Genomic DNA, 14,044 nt, shown 5'->3' with positions numbered 1-14,044 from the left:
GATATGGAATCTGAAGAATTGTTAGGCGGATTAAATTCGAATGGGGGCGAGCAAAAAGAAGAGAAAAAGCAAAGCCCTTTGTTGAGCTTGGAAAAAGACTTGGAGTTTTACACAGAGTCTATTAAAGAAGTAGCAGTAGAAATTATGGTAGAAGGCATTTCGGCTACCCCAATATTTATTGCACACCAACACGAAGTAAAGTTGGGAGAAATTATCTTGAACAGAGAAGAGTTGAACACCAATTGGACCATACAGGCTTCTACTTTAGAAGAGTTTGTAGAAAAAGGCATTATCAAGCCCGAAAAAAAGAACATTTCCTTAAAAATTATAAGAAACCAGAAGATTATATGTGCGTTTTTGTAATTGTACCAGAGGGAGCGAATTTCATCTTCTATCCTTATTCTAAGAAATAAAAATATCAAAATAACTTCATTCTAATTTAAGAAGTGATGTAATAAAAAGGCCAATACTGCATCCGCGGTATTGGCACTTAACTATTAACTAAACTAAGTTTTTCTTTATAATATGAGCTCGAAATAAGCTGCTTGCTAGCGATAGCCTCCCAAATCTCCGTTCCGCTAACTTTGGTTCTCAGATTGTATTATTCTAAATAAAGCCTTCCCTTTGGATAGGTTGGTGGCTTAATTTACGTGTGTAATATCTGCACTTTTAGAGTTCGATACTTTCTTTAAAGCAGCGCTTCCTTTGTAAGTGATATCACTTCCGCCGGTTGCGTTGGCCGTTAATCCTTTCAATACATAAAGATGTGCATCTGCTCCGCCGCTGGTATTCGCTTGTGCGTAGTCCACTTTAAAATCATAAGCGTCTAAATCGCTTCCTCCACTAGCATTTAGCATCATGTTTTCTGCTGATCCTTTTAAGGAAATATCCGCTCCACCGCTAATGCTAATAGTTACATCTTTGCAAGTAAGGTTCAAGCTCATGTCCGAACCGCCACTTGCTTCCAAAATAATGTTGGCAGCTTTAATTGGGCCTTGTGTTTCTACATCGCTGCCGCCACTTGCCGAAATCACTGTCAAATTCTTGAAGCTAACATACGCTTCAATTTTCCGGCCCCTAAACATTTTCGACCAGCTAATTCCTTGTTTGTATTTGATGTAAATACTGCCGTTCTTTTGTTCAACTACTACATCTTTAATTACGTCTTCATCTCCTTTAATCACTACACTTTCTTTTCCGCTTTGCGTTAAATAAAGATCGATGCCACTACTCACGCCAATTCCGCTGAAGCTGCTCACGGCTACAGTTTTGCTCGATTGCGCAAACAAAGGCATGTATGTTAAATTGAAAATTGAAAATAGAATGATAACGAATAACTTGCTGATGGTTGATATTGGTGTCATTTGATTATGGTTTTTATATTAGACGTCTGCAACTATAAAAACGTTGCACCAGCAACAAAAAAAAATCTATGTTTGATATTGAGGCTTAAAGTCGTTCTTTTGTATAATAAATCTCAGAAAGATGCCCCAAAATCAAGTAATTTATTTTAGACAGCAAGCAAATCCAGCAAAAGATCAATAGAATTGCCTATCAGATATTAGAAGATAATATTGAAGAGAAAGAAATTATACTTGCCGGAATTTGGGATAGAGGCTACAAACTGGCTGTACGCTTGCAAAAAACGTTGCAAGAAATTTCAGATTTTAAAATTACCTTGCTGCGCATTGACCTAGAGAAGCAAAGCAGCAAATTAGTGGCAAAAACCGATTTGCCAGAAAACAACTGGAAAAATAAAGTCATTATTTTGGTAGATGATGTTTTAAACAGCGGCAAAACCCTGGCTTATGGTTTAGGAGTATTTTTAAACACACCTCACAAGAAAATTAGAACCGTAGTTTTAGTAGATCGAAGCCATAAAATATTTCCAATTGCCACAGATTTTGTAGGCCTAGAATTGGCCACCGTACTTAAAGAACACGTAGATGTAATTATGGATGTAGAGGGCGAAGAAGATAGGGTTTACTTAAGCTAGTAAAGTATAATGTAAAGGTAGCCTATAAAAAAGCTACCTTTTTCTTTTCCTTTTTGCTACATATTCTTTAATGGCTTCTTTGGTGGTTACCCAATTTTTGCCTTCTTTATAAGCATCAATTTTTCCTTTTCTAGCCAACAGGCTGATGTATTCTTGCCCGTAAGGAAAATCAAGTTCAGAAACAATAGTAGAAATAGGTTCGTAATCATCGTAACTGTTGCCCGGCATGGCATTAATGTACATATTTAACGAACGTTCTGCCGCTTGTAGCGTCATTAAACAAAGCTTATGATAATTGCCATTGTTCGCCTGGTTCAATGCATCGTAATACTTTTTTCTATCATTTTTAAGGATGATAGCTGGAGGAAATCCTTTCCGCATTAAAAGTAAATTCATGGCTAAGCGAACCGTACGCCCATTGCCATCAAAAAATGGTTGTATCCAAACTAATTTATGATGAAACAATGTGGCTAATACTAGATCGTCCACCTTAAGCTCATTTTCATTTACGAAAAGAATAAGCTCATCAATCAAATCTGGAACTTTCTTGGCGCTTGGCGGTGTAAAATTGGCACCTACAATACGTACGCCTCCATTTCTAAGCCTACCTGCATATTCGTCTTCAATGTTTTTTAAGATATAGCTATGCAGATTTAAAATATCAATGCTTCTTAAAGTATAATCAGGATTTACCAAGCTGTAAAGGTAATCTATTGCTTTTTCATGATTTATCACTTCAAAATGCTCTCGTAAAGATTTACCGCCTACCGTAATGCCTTCTTCTAAGATAAGCTGCGTTTCGTGAAGATTGAGGGTATTGCCCTCAATGCTGTTAGAATTATAGGTCCATTCTAAGCTAAGTTGATCCTTAATTTTGTGCAATACAGAGTTGGGCAAAGGTCTCGATTGGTCAATCTTTGCTTTTTTTTCGTACAGCCTGTCTATGTGTGGCTGTAATTCTAATAAATCATCTAAATTAAAATCCCACATCTTGTTAATATCGTTAACAAATTTATTAATTTTTTCCGATATTAAAAATTTTTCTCAATTTAAACTTCTTCTGTGTACCTTTGTTAGGTAATCATCATGAGCTATAATTTAAAAGTTACTATCGATAAGTCTTCAGGTTTTTGTTTTGGGGTAGTTTACGCCATCGATATGGCCGAAGATATCTTAGACCAAGAAGAATATTTATATTGTTTGGGCGATATTGTGCATAACGATGAGGAGGTAGAACGGTTAAAAGCCAAAGGCCTCAGGATTATCGACCATGATCAACTCAAAGGACTACACAACGAGAAAGTGCTAATTAGGGCTCACGGCGAAGCGCCTTCTACTTATGAGCTGGCCTTAGCCAATAACCTTACCTTAATTGATGCCTCTTGCCCTGTAGTGCTGAAATTGCAAAACCGCATTAAAGCTACACATGATGATGGCGAACAGATCCTGATTTTTGGCAAACATGGCCATGCCGAAGTAATTGGTTTGCAGGGGCAGACTGATGGCAAAGCAACGGTATTTATGGATATTGCCGAATTGGATAATGTTGATTTGCCTAGTAAATTCACATTGTATAGCCAAACTACCAAAAGCGTAGATAAATTCTATCAAATAAAAGAAGAGCTAATTAACAGAGGATACGAAGTAAAAGCAAATGACACCATTTGTAGGCAAGTTTCTAATCGTTATGATGAGTTGGAAAGATTTGTAAAAGACTTTGATAAAATTGTTTTCGTATCGGGTAAAAAATCATCAAACGGTAAGGTACTTTATGATGTGTGCAAAAAATATAATAACAATGCTTACTTCATCTCTAACTTAGAAGAACTTGATCAAACTTGGTTTGAACCTGAAGATAAGATTGGTATTTGCGGTGCAACATCAACACCGATGTGGTTAATGGAACAAGTGAAAACTCAACTGGAAAGCTTATAATTGTTGGGCGTTTAATTGCTCTTGAACTGAAACTGAGAACTGTTCTGTCTGCTTTCTGTCTTAATCTCTAAAATCGTACCTCTAAAATCGTAAATCACATTATATTTGCGACAAAACACAAATAATGGCTAAAAAAGGTATATTGCTAGTTAATCTGGGAACTCCAGATAGTCCAGAAGTTAAAGATGTAAGAAAATATCTTGATCAGTTTTTGATGGATGAACGAGTAATTGATATCCCCAAGCTAAATAGAACGTTATTGGTAAAAGGCATTATCGTGCCCTTTCGTAGTCCAAAAACAGCCAAGCTGTACAAGGAAATTTGGGACGAAAACGGTTCTCCGTTGTTGTACTACAGCAAGCTTCAAGCTCAAATGCTTCAAGAAAAATTAGGTAACGAGTACCAAGTAGAATTGGCTATGCGCTATCAAAATCCATCTATTGAAAATGCCTTAGAGAAGTTGAAAAAAGGGTTGGTAAGCAGCATTAAGGTGATACCTCTTTTTCCTCAATACGCTTCTGCAAGTACAGGTTCTGTGCTACAATTGGTAATGGAATTGATTAGCAAATGGCCAACAGTACCGCCAATATCTTTCGTAAATTCTTTTCATGATAATGAATTGATGTTGGAGATTTTTGCAGATAACGCAAGAAAGCATGGCGTGGAGAACTTCGATCATGTGCTGTTCAGCTTTCACGGTTTGCCCCAAAGGCAAATGACCAAATCCGATCACACAGGAAAATACTGTTTAAAAGTAAACAACTGCTGCGATAATTATAATGATGCAAATAAGTTTTGTTACTCTGCTCAATGTCATCATACGGCTAAGCTGCTTGCGGCAAAGTTAGGTTTGGCTCGCGAAGATTACTCGGTTTGCTACCAATCTCGTTTAGGAAAGGAACCTTGGATACAACCATATACCACCGATGCCTTAAAAAAGTTAGCAGCGGAAGGTAAAAAACGATTGCTTGTTTTTAGTCCGGCGTTTGTAGCTGATTGTTTAGAGACACTTTACGAAATTACCGTAGAGTATCAAGAAGAATTTAAAGAATTGGGTGGCGAGCATGTACAATTAGTAGAAAGCTTAAATGATGATCCAAGATTTATAGAAGCTTTAGCGGAGATGTCGAGATAATGGAACAAAAAGACTTAGAAAAATTAGAAGCATTAACCTTAAGAACTGGAAGCGATTACGAAGCATTTTTGTACGATTGTGATGGTACACTAGCCGATAATATGCTGGCGCATAAGTTGGCCTACCAAGAAGTTACAGCTAACTACGGCATCGGTTTAGATTTAAACATGGTTGATGAATTTGCAGGAATGCCAACCGCAATTTTTGCCAATGAAATTACAAAACGATACGGTATTACGCTACCAGAAACCTTTGCTAGTGAGAAATCTCAAATTTTTATCGATAAGTATATAGAAAAAACACAGCCCATTGCTTACGTAGCCGAACATTTAAAAAATCATGTTGGTAAAGTGAAAATAGCGGTAGTTTCTGGTGGTAGCCGAAAAACAGTGACCAAAACGCTAACCGTTTTGGGTTTAATTGATTTGATAGATGTGATGGTTTGTGCTGGCGAAACTCCAAAAGGAAAGCCTGCTCCAGACCCATTTTTAGCTGCAGCCGAAGCTTTGGGTGTGGCACCCGAGAAATGTATGGTGTTTGAGGATGCAGATTTGGGTGTACAAGGTGCTATTGCTGCAGGCATGGATTGGGTAAGGATAGATAAACTGTAAAGGTTTATTCTTCAGTTATATCATTTAGATCAAGCCAGTCGAAATAACCCAGATCGCGTTGTTCTAGTGCTCTAGCCCTTCCGCGAGAACGCTTCTGTAGAAATTCTTCGTAAGATTTTACAGCGTAATGATTTATTCTAATGACGTCTTGCTGTGGTTCGCGATCTCTGAAGTGTTGCGTTACCACATTGCCATGCGGATCTGCTGTTTTTCCCGAAGATCTTGCTACTTCGTGACATCCAATAAAAGAAAATACCCGGCGAGGATCAACAATGCTTTTTACATGTCTGTTAGCCCACTCCTCTGGCCTCGAGTGTTTCTTAAATCGTTCCATCACCTTGCCTTTTTCTTTGTATTTGGCACCGCCACTACCATATACCAGCCAATTGATTTCTACTGCCGCAAATTCTTCAAAACGTTTTAGAAAATCCGGTATGGACTTATCTTTTATAGGGACGATAAACTCATCAAGATCAATCACGGCAATCCATCTCGTATGCAAACGATGCTTTTCCAAACAATGGTCGTAGGTCATCAATTGCTGCTTCATTCCTGGCCAAAAGGTGTACTCCACAAGTCCAGCCTTAATGTAGGGTTCCAAAACTTCTTTCGTATTATCGGTGCTCTCGTTGTCGTAGATATAAAATTTTTCTACTCCTAAATTTCGATGCCAAGTTATCCATTCTTCAAAATACGGCCCTTCGTTTTTTGCAATGGCACAAATTGATAGGTAGTGTTCTGGTGTAATGTATTTGTGCTTTTTTAAGAAATATCGTAACCTCAAGCCTTTAAAAACTCCGTATCGCAAAATTCCCCGCCATTGGTTTCTAGTCATTTTATGAGGGATCACACCCGCAATAAGTTCGGCAATACCTTTGTTAACCATGCTGCCAAGATCAATTTTAGTCAATTTATGTTTCCACGCTTCCTTACTTTTTTTATTGGGGATAAATGCGGTTAATATGGCTACAATTGTCTTGTTCATTTTGCTACGAAGTTACGGTATCTTGGCCCTGTAAATCTTTTCTCCAAAGATAACGAAACTTTAGAAGCATATATGTTAGGCGTATAGCTTTAAACAAATATTACATCGCTAGGATATTAACAAAGTTTGGCCGTTTAGCATCTTTCAAACGATTTTCATTACCTTTATCCTTTGTATGGAAATAGACTTTGTAATTACTTGGGTAGACATGAACGACCCAAAATGGAAGCAGGATTTCGCAAAGTATTCTGGTAAGATAGACAATACGAAAAACGAAGTTTCTGAAGCCAGATTTCGCGACCATGGTCTGTTGAAATATTGGTTTAGGGGCGTGGAGAAATTCGCTCCCTGGGTGCGTAAAATTCATTTTGTAACCTGTGGACAACGTCCGGAATGGTTAAATACGGCACATCCGAAATTAGTACTAGTAAACCACGAAGACTATATTCCAAAAGAATACCTTCCTGTATTTAATTCTAGCTTAATAGAAATTTATCTGCATAAAATTCCAAACTTAGTAGAGCATTTTGTGTACTTTAATGATGATTTTTTTATTACCAACCACATTACAGAAGAGCGTTTCTTTAAAAATGGATTGCCAAATGATATTGCAGCCTTTAGGTTGAATTTTGGCTTATCGCTATGGAGTAAATGCTTGAAGAACAACATTCGTTTGATTAACAAACATTTCGATAAAAAAGAGGTGTTGAAACGAGACAGAGATAAGTGGTATGATGAGAGTTATGGAAGTAGGGGCAAGCTAACCAAACGACTGTCTTTTTACGATAAATTCGTCACCCTTAGAACGCCTCATAATGCACAACCCTATTTAAAAGCAACTTTTGAGGAAGTTTGGGATAAAGAAGGTGATGAATTGAAAGCGATGTCTGTGCATAAGTTCCGCAGTCCGAAAGATTATACACAAGAGCTTTTCAGGACTTGGCAGATTTGTAAATCGAACTTCAATGCTTACAATACTTACCAAAATACAAAGATGTTTCCTTTATTATTCAAAACCGAAAAAGCCATAAAAGCCATCAAAGAACAGGCGTATTCTTTGGTTTGTATTAACGATAATGAGCACATGAGAAATTACGAGCAAACCATGGCTAGGGTAGAAGATGCTTTTAATAGTATACTGCCAGAAAAATCTAATTTTGAATTATAAAATCAAACTTTGGTAAATGAAAGAAGACGCTTTGGTTTCTGTAATTATTCCAGTTTATAATGGCGGACAGTACGTTAAAGCCTGTATCAATATGATGCTCAATCAATCTTACAAGAACTTGGAAATTATAGTGGTTGATGATGGATCTGTTGATAATTCGGCGGCAATTGCGCAAGAATTTCCTGTAAAGTTAATTCGCCATGATCAAAACCGCGGATTGTCTGCTGCCAGAAACACGGGAATAGATGCGGCTCAAGGCAAATACATCCATTTTATGGACGTAGATGATGAAATTAATTTGGATTACTATAAAGCGTTAGTTGAGGCTATTACAGAAATGAGAGCTGACATTGCTTGTGGTGGAATGATAAATGAAACTAAAAATTACAAGACTTGGCTTTTTAAAAAACGTGAAGTTTTTACTGACACCAATGATAAATTAAAAGCTACCTTTGTAGGTAAATGGGGTTACGTTTGGCGTTACCTATTTAGCTTGGATTTCTTGAAGCAACACAAGCTGCGCTTTGAAGAAGGGCGGTTTATTGAAGACTTGATGTTTTCTTTACCTGCAGTTTTTTATGCTGAAAGGGTTGTGGTTGTTCCTGGTGCAGAATATCTGTACTATCAACGAGAAAATTCTATCATGACCAGAAAAGATGAAGCCCATCGCAAAAAACGTCGTGAAGATCATAATCATACCAAGGCTTACAGGGCTGCATTTTGTAAGGAGCACAATATTAAAATTCCGGGTTTAGATACTGGACGTACTGCTTATGTTTTGCGAAAAGTGGTAAAATGGATATGGAAATAGATGCAACACCTTTAGTGTCGGTAATTGTTCCTGTTTATAATGGAGACCAATACGTGAAATCTTGTTTGGAGATGCTATTGGATCAGTCGTACAAGAAGCTCGAAATCATAGTAGTTGATGATGGGTCTAAAGATCAATCTGGAATTATTGCTAAAAAATACCCTGTTAAAGTTATTTGTTTAGAACAAAATAGAGGTCTTTCTGCTGCCAGAAACTTGGGTGTTAAAACTGCTACTGGAAAGTATATTCATTTTATGGATGTAGATGATATGATTAATAATGATTATTACCAAGAGATGGTTCAAGCGATGGTGTTAACCAATGCTGATCTAGCTTGTGGAGGAATGGTTAATCAAAAGTTTCGCCATAAAACTATTCGATTTAAACAATGCAAAGTCTATTCTGATACTGAAGAAAAGCTAAGGGTTACTTATGTAGGCAGGTGGGGTTATGTTTGGAGGTATTTGTTTCGTGCAGGGTTTCTGCAAAAGCATAATCTGCATTTCGAAGAGGGACGGTTTATAGAGGATTTAGTGTTTTCTTTGCCAGCAGTTTACTTTGCAGAAAAGATGGTAGTAGTACCAAAAGCTGATTACACATATTACGAGCGTGAAAATTCTATTATGACTAAAGCTAATAAGGCGCATCGCGAAAAGGTGCATCAAGATTGGCTTCATGCAAAAGCAAGCATGCTCGATTTTGCTCGTAAACACAATTTCACTATACCAGGAGTAAACTCGGGCATGTTAGCTTATAAATGGTGGAAAGTTAAAAATCTTTGGAATAATCGTTAAAATTTTGCTTTTGCAGCAGCTCGCCTAGCCAAGAATGTTTTTTGTAAAACTTTCGTTCAATATAGTAATCTAGTCGTCGTCTGTCAAAACGAATTAATTTGACAACGTTGGGAAGAAAATCAGCTTTTTTATTGAATAATAATACATCTGCCATGGCAACCTCATCCCACTTTTTCTTAAAGCCTAGCCCATAATTAAATGCATCGTCTTCTGCTCTAAGTAAACTAAGTCTATATTGCTGGCTTCTACGCATTACAATTTGTCCTGCCATATACGATGTATAATATGTAGCATCTAAAGGGAAATTGCTTAGTGGTAATATGTCGTTGTTATCGTAATATGTATCTGAATTAGCGCTCAGCATACAGTTTTGATACTCTTCTCGCCATGCTTTAATAAATGTTGATTGCGGCAACGCGGCGATGAACCAAGTTTCTACCATAGGGAATTTTTCATCGCGAGTATTCTCATCTGCATAATACAACACCGCTTCAGAACAGTCTTTTTGCTGAAGCTCCAAAGCCCAGTTAAGTGGTTTGGAAAGTAGCACGGTAGCATCAAGATAAATTCCTCCGTGTTGTTCTAAGAGCATCAATCGAACCATGTCCGAAACGAAGTTAGACGGTTTTCCAAATAGCTCTGTAGGAAAGTTAGGTAGGAAAGCTAAAAGATTTGTTCTATGAAGCAAATGAACTTCGTGGTCTGTATGTAAGTTTTTGATGATATTTATACACAACTGAACAGTTGCCGAGTTTACCTTCTCCTCATTCCAGTAAAGCCAGATTACTTTAGGGATGCTGTCATTAGCATCAGATTTTTTTCCATATCCCCAAATAAAATGTTTTACCCTTCCATCAAAACGTGGTGTGCTATGCCTCAAGAAGTCGAAGTAAAGCCTTAGGCGATGGCTAAGTTTAAATTTCATTATCAGCTTGTTTTTACTATCAGTTTTTTATAGTTTTTCAGGGAAATGTATAGGTATATGAGGATTAACATCCATTACATATTTTAACCAGTTTGTAAAGCTGTACTTTTTGTAAATTTCTTCTGGCAAATCTTTGTACGGCGTAGATATAAATTGTTCTAAGCCATCTAGGTTGTTGTCTTGTATGACAAAAATGTTCTCTGGTCTGTAAAAATCGTATTCTTTAATCAATGCATTATTGGTAATTAGCTTTTTCTTGTAGCCCAAGGCTTCAAAAGGCCTCATCGAAAGCCCAGAGTGAACTATATTTGCAACATCCAGTAATATTTTAGAGCGTGCGATATTTGTAATATTTTCATTGAAGGTAAGCTGTTTATATAATATCTTAACAGGCTCATTTTTCAGTAAAGAAATTTGTTTAGATGAATTTACGCAAATGTTTATTGATGTATTTAGGCCTAAATTTTTAAATTTTCTAGCTAATAACAGCAAGCTTTCAATTCTATCTTCTTTGTAATATCCAACAAAATAGGCATCGATATCAATATTACTTATTTCAATATTGTCAAAGTAAAAGTTTGTTATTGGCAGTACGTTTTGATATTTTATCAAATCATTTACATCAAAAACGAAAAATCTTTCAAATAACTCAATTCTTTTATATACTTCCGGATAAACATCTAATCCATCCCATTGGTATGCAACTAACTTATCTGCCTTTCTTTTAACAAGGTTAATCAGTTCTATTGAGAAAAGGTCTGGTCTAATAAATAGGGCGAAATCAAAATGGTCAATTGTTGATTTTGCAAAATTTGCAAGCTGTTTAGCATAATCAAGTTGCCTCCTCTTTTCTTTCTTGAAGTTTTTTTTCCTAAGGGCAAATTTATTGTATAAGTGTATTAATGTATTCTTGAACCCTATTTTTGAGTATTCGTAATTCAGCAAAATATGTGCTTCGAAACCTAAAGCTTCCAAGCCCAGCTTAAATCCTTCGGGGAAGCCCACGAAGTCTGGAACCGCGATGAGAATAGTTTTGCCCTTAAATTCGTTTCTTAACATGACGTAGTATCTCTCTTATTTCTGCTTTTTAAAGCGATAAAACTACATAAATACCTACTGTTTCGGTACAAATAAAAGAAAATTATCTACGTTTGTGGCAACATAACCGTTGTATAGTTGGTGTTGCGCAATTGGCGCAATGTTAAAAAAGGAAAACATGGGTAAACAGCAGCGCTATTTCGATCTTAAATCAATACCTAATAAAATTTGGTGGTTAATCAGAGATCAAATTGTAGCACGCAAACATCAGCGTGTAGCTAACTTTTGGCATCCCATCGTTACTGCCTATTTTAATGGCCAAATCGAAAAAAATGCTTTAGTGCCTAAAAAACAAATTAGTGGCAAAGTCATTTGGCAGTATTGGGGGCAACTAGACAACGGAGAACCTTTGCCAGCTGTTGTGCAACGTTGTTTTGATTCTGTAGATAAATATAAGGGCGACTATCGAGTTATCCGCTTGAACGATGACAATATCAGAGAATACTTAGATTTTCCAGGCTTTGTTTGGCAAGAAAATGGTGAGCCTAAGTTCGGTAGAGTTTTCTTTTCAGATTTACTTAGGCTCGCCTTGCTACATGTTTACGGAGGGGTTTGGCTAGACGCCACAATTTTACTTACGGCTCCTCTGAAAGAAGAGTTTACAGAGCAAGACTACTTCGTTTTTCAACGCAGTGACGACGAGCCTAATCAATCGTTTTGGGCGGGGCCTCATACCAGTTATTGGAGCTGGAACCCTCGTTACAAAGTGAAAATGCTGAACAGTATCATTTTTGCAAAAAAAGGTAATATTGTAATAGCTGCCATGCTTGATCTCATCTTACATTATTGGAAAACGCAAGATAAAATCATCAACTACTTTTTCTTTCAAATCTTATACAACGAATTGATAAATGGCGAGTTGAAAAATTTAAAATGTTCAGTCGTGTCAGATACTTTGCCTCATATTTTGAGGGTTTTGGTAGACAGAAACGATTACATGCCGTTGCCAGAACTTTTGAGGAGGGTAAATATTCACAAATTGACTTATTTTGACGATAAGAAAATAGCTAGGCTTGATAGCTTGGTAGCAGTGGCAGACCAGCTCCAGCAAGGAAATAAGAGTTAATTTGTTAAATATAGCTTAGCCCTGCACATTCATGCCTGCATTTTTATCTGCTTTTTTGCTTCACTTTCCTGTAGCAGTTCCCACTTCATTTACGCTTTAGTGTATATCATTTAATTATTGTTATATTTTCTCAAAAACTGTAACTCATAGTTTAAACACTCTGCTCAACTTTTGGTATATTCGCTCCAAAATAAAAAATTGATAACGATATGAAAATAGCTGTAATTGGCACTGGTTACGTTGGATTGGTAACCGGAACCTGCTTGGCGGAAACCGGAAACAACGTCATCTGTGTTGATATTGTGGAAGAAAAAGTAAACAAAATGAAGGCTGGGCAATTGCCAATTTACGAGCCGGGTTTAGATGTGCTTTTCCACCGTAACATTGCACAGGGCAGATTGTCGTTTACCACCAATTTGGCAGAAGGTATAAAAGATGCCCAAATTATTTTTATGGCATTGCCCACTCCTCCAGGTGGTGATGGCGCTGCAGATCTTTCTTACATTTTAGGTGCAGCTAAAGACATCTCAAAGCTAATTACAGAATATAAGGTTATCGTAAATAAATCTACCGTACCAGTTGGCACAGCCGATAAAGTAGCTGCGGTTTTCAAAGAACATACAAATGTGGAGGTTGATGTAGTTTCTAATCCAGAGTTTTTGCGTGAAGGTGTAGCTGTGGAAGATTTTATGAAGCCAGATCGCGTAGTGATTGGAACCAGAAGTGAGAAAGCACAAAAGTTGATGGGAGAGTTGTATGCACCTTACGTACGTCAGGGAAACCCAATCTATTACATGGACGAGCGTTCTTCTGAACTTACAAAATATGCTGCCAACTCTTTCTTAGCAACTAAAATTACTTTCATGAACGAAGTAGCCAACCTTTGCGAAATTGTAGGTGCAGATGTAGATATGGTGCGTAAAGGAATTGGTTCTGACGACAGGATTGGTAAGAGATTTTTGTTCCCGGGTATTGGTTACGGAGGAAGCTGTTTCCCTAAAGATGTACAAGCTTTAGAAAAAGCTGCCGTTGAGCATAAATACGATTTCAAGATTTTGAAAGCGGTAATGGACGTAAACGAAAAGCAAAAAACGATTTTAACGGATAAAGCATTTCAATATTTTAAAGGTGATGTAAAAGGCAAGAAATTTGCCCTTTGGGGTTTGGCCTTTAAACCAGAAACCGACGACATTAGAGAAGCTCCAGCTTTGTATATCATTAATGATTTATTGGCGGCAGGCGCAGAAGTAACTGTTTTTGACCCAGAAGCAATGGCAAATGTAAAGGCTTTGCTTGGCGATAAAATCAATTATGCCAATGACCAATATGAAGCACTCGAAGGAGCAGATGCATTGCTGATAGCAACGGAATGGTCGGTGTTCCGTAATCCAGATTTCGATAAAATGGAAGAGGTGCTGAAAAACAAAGTAGTTTTTGATGGACGTAACCTTTTCGATCTGCAGAAAATGATTGATTTAGGATATTACTACAACAGTATCGGCCGCAAAATTGTAAGCTAA

14 protein-coding genes and 1 pseudogene are annotated in these 14,044 nt (G+C 37.1%); 10 read left to right on the top strand and 5 right to left on the bottom strand.

Going from position 1 to position 14,044, the window contains the following annotated elements; genetic code table 11:
* The first annotated feature begins 3 nt into the window (after window positions 1–3).
* Window positions 4–413 (top strand): annotated as a pseudogene (locus OVA16_RS02415) (hypothetical protein).
* Between the two features lie 228 nt (window positions 414–641).
* Here OVA16_RS02415 and OVA16_RS02410 read toward each other — a convergent pair.
* The gene (locus tag OVA16_RS02410; protein WP_267763330.1) at window positions 642–1,364 is read right to left on the bottom strand and encodes a head GIN domain-containing protein; all 723 of its coding nucleotides are present in this window, start codon (window positions 1,362–1,364) and stop codon (window positions 642–644) included.
* Between the two features lie 143 nt (window positions 1,365–1,507).
* On the opposite strand from OVA16_RS02410, the gene OVA16_RS02405 reads away from it, so the two are divergent.
* Complete coding sequence (locus OVA16_RS02405; RefSeq protein WP_267765330.1) at window positions 1,508–1,996, top strand: phosphoribosyltransferase family protein; 489 nt, start codon at window positions 1,508–1,510, stop codon at window positions 1,994–1,996.
* 33 nt (window positions 1,997–2,029) lie between these two features.
* Here the strand turns inward: OVA16_RS02405 and OVA16_RS02400 are convergent, their stop codons facing one another.
* The gene (locus tag OVA16_RS02400; RefSeq protein WP_267763329.1) at window positions 2,030–2,986 is read right to left on the bottom strand and encodes a Fic family protein; all 957 of its coding nucleotides are present in this window, start codon (window positions 2,984–2,986) and stop codon (window positions 2,030–2,032) included.
* A gap of 96 nt (window positions 2,987–3,082) precedes the next feature.
* Between OVA16_RS02400 and OVA16_RS02395 the strand changes: the two genes are divergently transcribed.
* The 3 genes from OVA16_RS02395 to OVA16_RS02385 all read left to right on the top strand — a co-directional run bounded on the left by OVA16_RS02395 (window position 3,083) and on the right by OVA16_RS02385 (window position 5,677).
* Window positions 3,083–3,931, top strand: a complete 849-nt coding sequence (locus OVA16_RS02395) for a 4-hydroxy-3-methylbut-2-enyl diphosphate reductase (protein WP_267763328.1) — start codon at window positions 3,083–3,085, stop codon at window positions 3,929–3,931.
* 124 nt (window positions 3,932–4,055) lie between these two features.
* Window positions 4,056–5,066, top strand: coding sequence for a ferrochelatase (gene hemH / locus OVA16_RS02390; protein ID WP_267763326.1), 1,011 nt, complete (start codon window positions 4,056–4,058; stop codon window positions 5,064–5,066).
* Complete coding sequence (locus OVA16_RS02385) at window positions 5,066–5,677, top strand: HAD family hydrolase (RefSeq protein ID WP_267763324.1); 612 nt, start codon at window positions 5,066–5,068, stop codon at window positions 5,675–5,677. Before hemH ends, OVA16_RS02385 begins: the two co-directional genes overlap by 1 nt.
* Window positions 5,678–5,681: 4 nt before the next feature.
* On the opposite strand, the gene OVA16_RS02380 is transcribed toward OVA16_RS02385, so the two are convergent.
* Window positions 5,682–6,662: a glycosyltransferase family 92 protein gene (locus OVA16_RS02380; protein WP_267763322.1), complete on the bottom strand. Its 981-nt coding sequence runs from the start codon at window positions 6,660–6,662 to the stop codon at window positions 5,682–5,684.
* 175 nt (window positions 6,663–6,837) lie between these two features.
* Between OVA16_RS02380 and OVA16_RS02375 the strand changes: the two genes are divergently transcribed.
* Genes OVA16_RS02375 through OVA16_RS02365 form a run of 3 tightly spaced genes read left to right on the top strand, consistent with a single transcriptional unit; the run spans window position 6,838 to window position 9,435 of the window.
* Window positions 6,838–7,830, top strand: a complete 993-nt coding sequence (locus OVA16_RS02375) for a Stealth CR1 domain-containing protein (RefSeq protein WP_267763320.1) — start codon at window positions 6,838–6,840, stop codon at window positions 7,828–7,830.
* Between the two features lie 16 nt (window positions 7,831–7,846).
* The gene (locus OVA16_RS02370) at window positions 7,847–8,641 is read left to right on the top strand and encodes a glycosyltransferase family 2 protein (RefSeq protein ID WP_267763318.1); all 795 of its coding nucleotides are present in this window, start codon (window positions 7,847–7,849) and stop codon (window positions 8,639–8,641) included.
* Window positions 8,632–9,435, top strand: a complete 804-nt coding sequence (locus OVA16_RS02365; protein WP_267763316.1) for a glycosyltransferase family 2 protein — start codon at window positions 8,632–8,634, stop codon at window positions 9,433–9,435. The genes OVA16_RS02370 and OVA16_RS02365 overlap by 10 nt, the downstream gene beginning before the upstream one ends.
* Here the strand turns inward: OVA16_RS02365 and OVA16_RS02360 are convergent.
* On the bottom strand, window positions 9,410–10,360 hold the full coding sequence (locus OVA16_RS02360; RefSeq protein WP_267763315.1) for a glycosyltransferase family 32 protein: 951 nt from the start codon (window positions 10,358–10,360) through the stop codon (window positions 9,410–9,412). The two genes, OVA16_RS02365 and OVA16_RS02360, sit on opposite strands and share 26 nt — an antisense overlap.
* Before the next feature lie 27 nt (window positions 10,361–10,387).
* Window positions 10,388–11,419, bottom strand: coding sequence for a hypothetical protein (locus tag OVA16_RS02355; protein ID WP_267763314.1), 1,032 nt, complete (start codon window positions 11,417–11,419; stop codon window positions 10,388–10,390).
* 157 nt (window positions 11,420–11,576) lie between these two features.
* On the opposite strand from OVA16_RS02355, the gene OVA16_RS02350 reads away from it, so the two are divergent.
* Both OVA16_RS02350 and OVA16_RS02345 read left to right on the top strand, forming a co-directional pair.
* Window positions 11,577–12,524, top strand: coding sequence for a capsular polysaccharide synthesis protein (locus OVA16_RS02350; RefSeq protein WP_267763313.1), 948 nt, complete (start codon window positions 11,577–11,579; stop codon window positions 12,522–12,524).
* Between the two features lie 209 nt (window positions 12,525–12,733).
* Window positions 12,734–14,044, top strand: coding sequence for a UDP-glucose dehydrogenase family protein (locus tag OVA16_RS02345; protein WP_267763312.1), 1,311 nt, complete (start codon window positions 12,734–12,736; stop codon window positions 14,042–14,044).

This window comes from Pedobacter sp. SL55 (assembly GCF_026625705.1).
Lineage (GTDB): Bacteria > Bacteroidota > Bacteroidia > Sphingobacteriales > Sphingobacteriaceae > Pedobacter.
The sequence above is the reverse complement of the archived record's forward strand: the minus strand, read 5'-3'. Positions and strand labels throughout refer to the sequence as shown.

Excerpts from the sequence above, each read along its gene's own strand:
- OVA16_RS02410 (WP_267763330.1), bottom strand. The coding sequence starts at position 1,364 with ATGACACCAATATCAACCATCAGCAAGTTATTCGTTATCATTCTATTT.
- OVA16_RS02400 (WP_267763329.1), bottom strand. The coding sequence starts at position 2,986 with ATGTGGGATTTTAATTTAGATGATTTATTAGAATTACAGCCACACATA.
- OVA16_RS02395 (WP_267763328.1), top strand. The coding sequence starts at position 3,083 with ATGAGCTATAATTTAAAAGTTACTATCGATAAGTCTTCAGGTTTTTGT.
- hemH (WP_267763326.1), top strand. The coding sequence starts at position 4,056 with ATGGCTAAAAAAGGTATATTGCTAGTTAATCTGGGAACTCCAGATAGT.
- OVA16_RS02385 (WP_267763324.1), top strand. The coding sequence starts at position 5,066 with ATGGAACAAAAAGACTTAGAAAAATTAGAAGCATTAACCTTAAGAACT.
- OVA16_RS02380 (WP_267763322.1), bottom strand. The coding sequence starts at position 6,662 with ATGAACAAGACAATTGTAGCCATATTAACCGCATTTATCCCCAATAAA.
- OVA16_RS02375 (WP_267763320.1), top strand. The coding sequence starts at position 6,838 with ATGGAAATAGACTTTGTAATTACTTGGGTAGACATGAACGACCCAAAA.
- OVA16_RS02370 (WP_267763318.1), top strand. The coding sequence starts at position 7,847 with ATGAAAGAAGACGCTTTGGTTTCTGTAATTATTCCAGTTTATAATGGC.
- OVA16_RS02365 (WP_267763316.1), top strand. The coding sequence starts at position 8,632 with ATGGAAATAGATGCAACACCTTTAGTGTCGGTAATTGTTCCTGTTTAT.
- OVA16_RS02360 (WP_267763315.1), bottom strand. The coding sequence starts at position 10,360 with ATGAAATTTAAACTTAGCCATCGCCTAAGGCTTTACTTCGACTTCTTG.
- OVA16_RS02355 (WP_267763314.1), bottom strand. The coding sequence starts at position 11,419 with ATGTTAAGAAACGAATTTAAGGGCAAAACTATTCTCATCGCGGTTCCA.
- OVA16_RS02350 (WP_267763313.1), top strand. The coding sequence starts at position 11,577 with ATGGGTAAACAGCAGCGCTATTTCGATCTTAAATCAATACCTAATAAA.
- OVA16_RS02345 (WP_267763312.1), top strand. The coding sequence starts at position 12,734 with ATGAAAATAGCTGTAATTGGCACTGGTTACGTTGGATTGGTAACCGGA.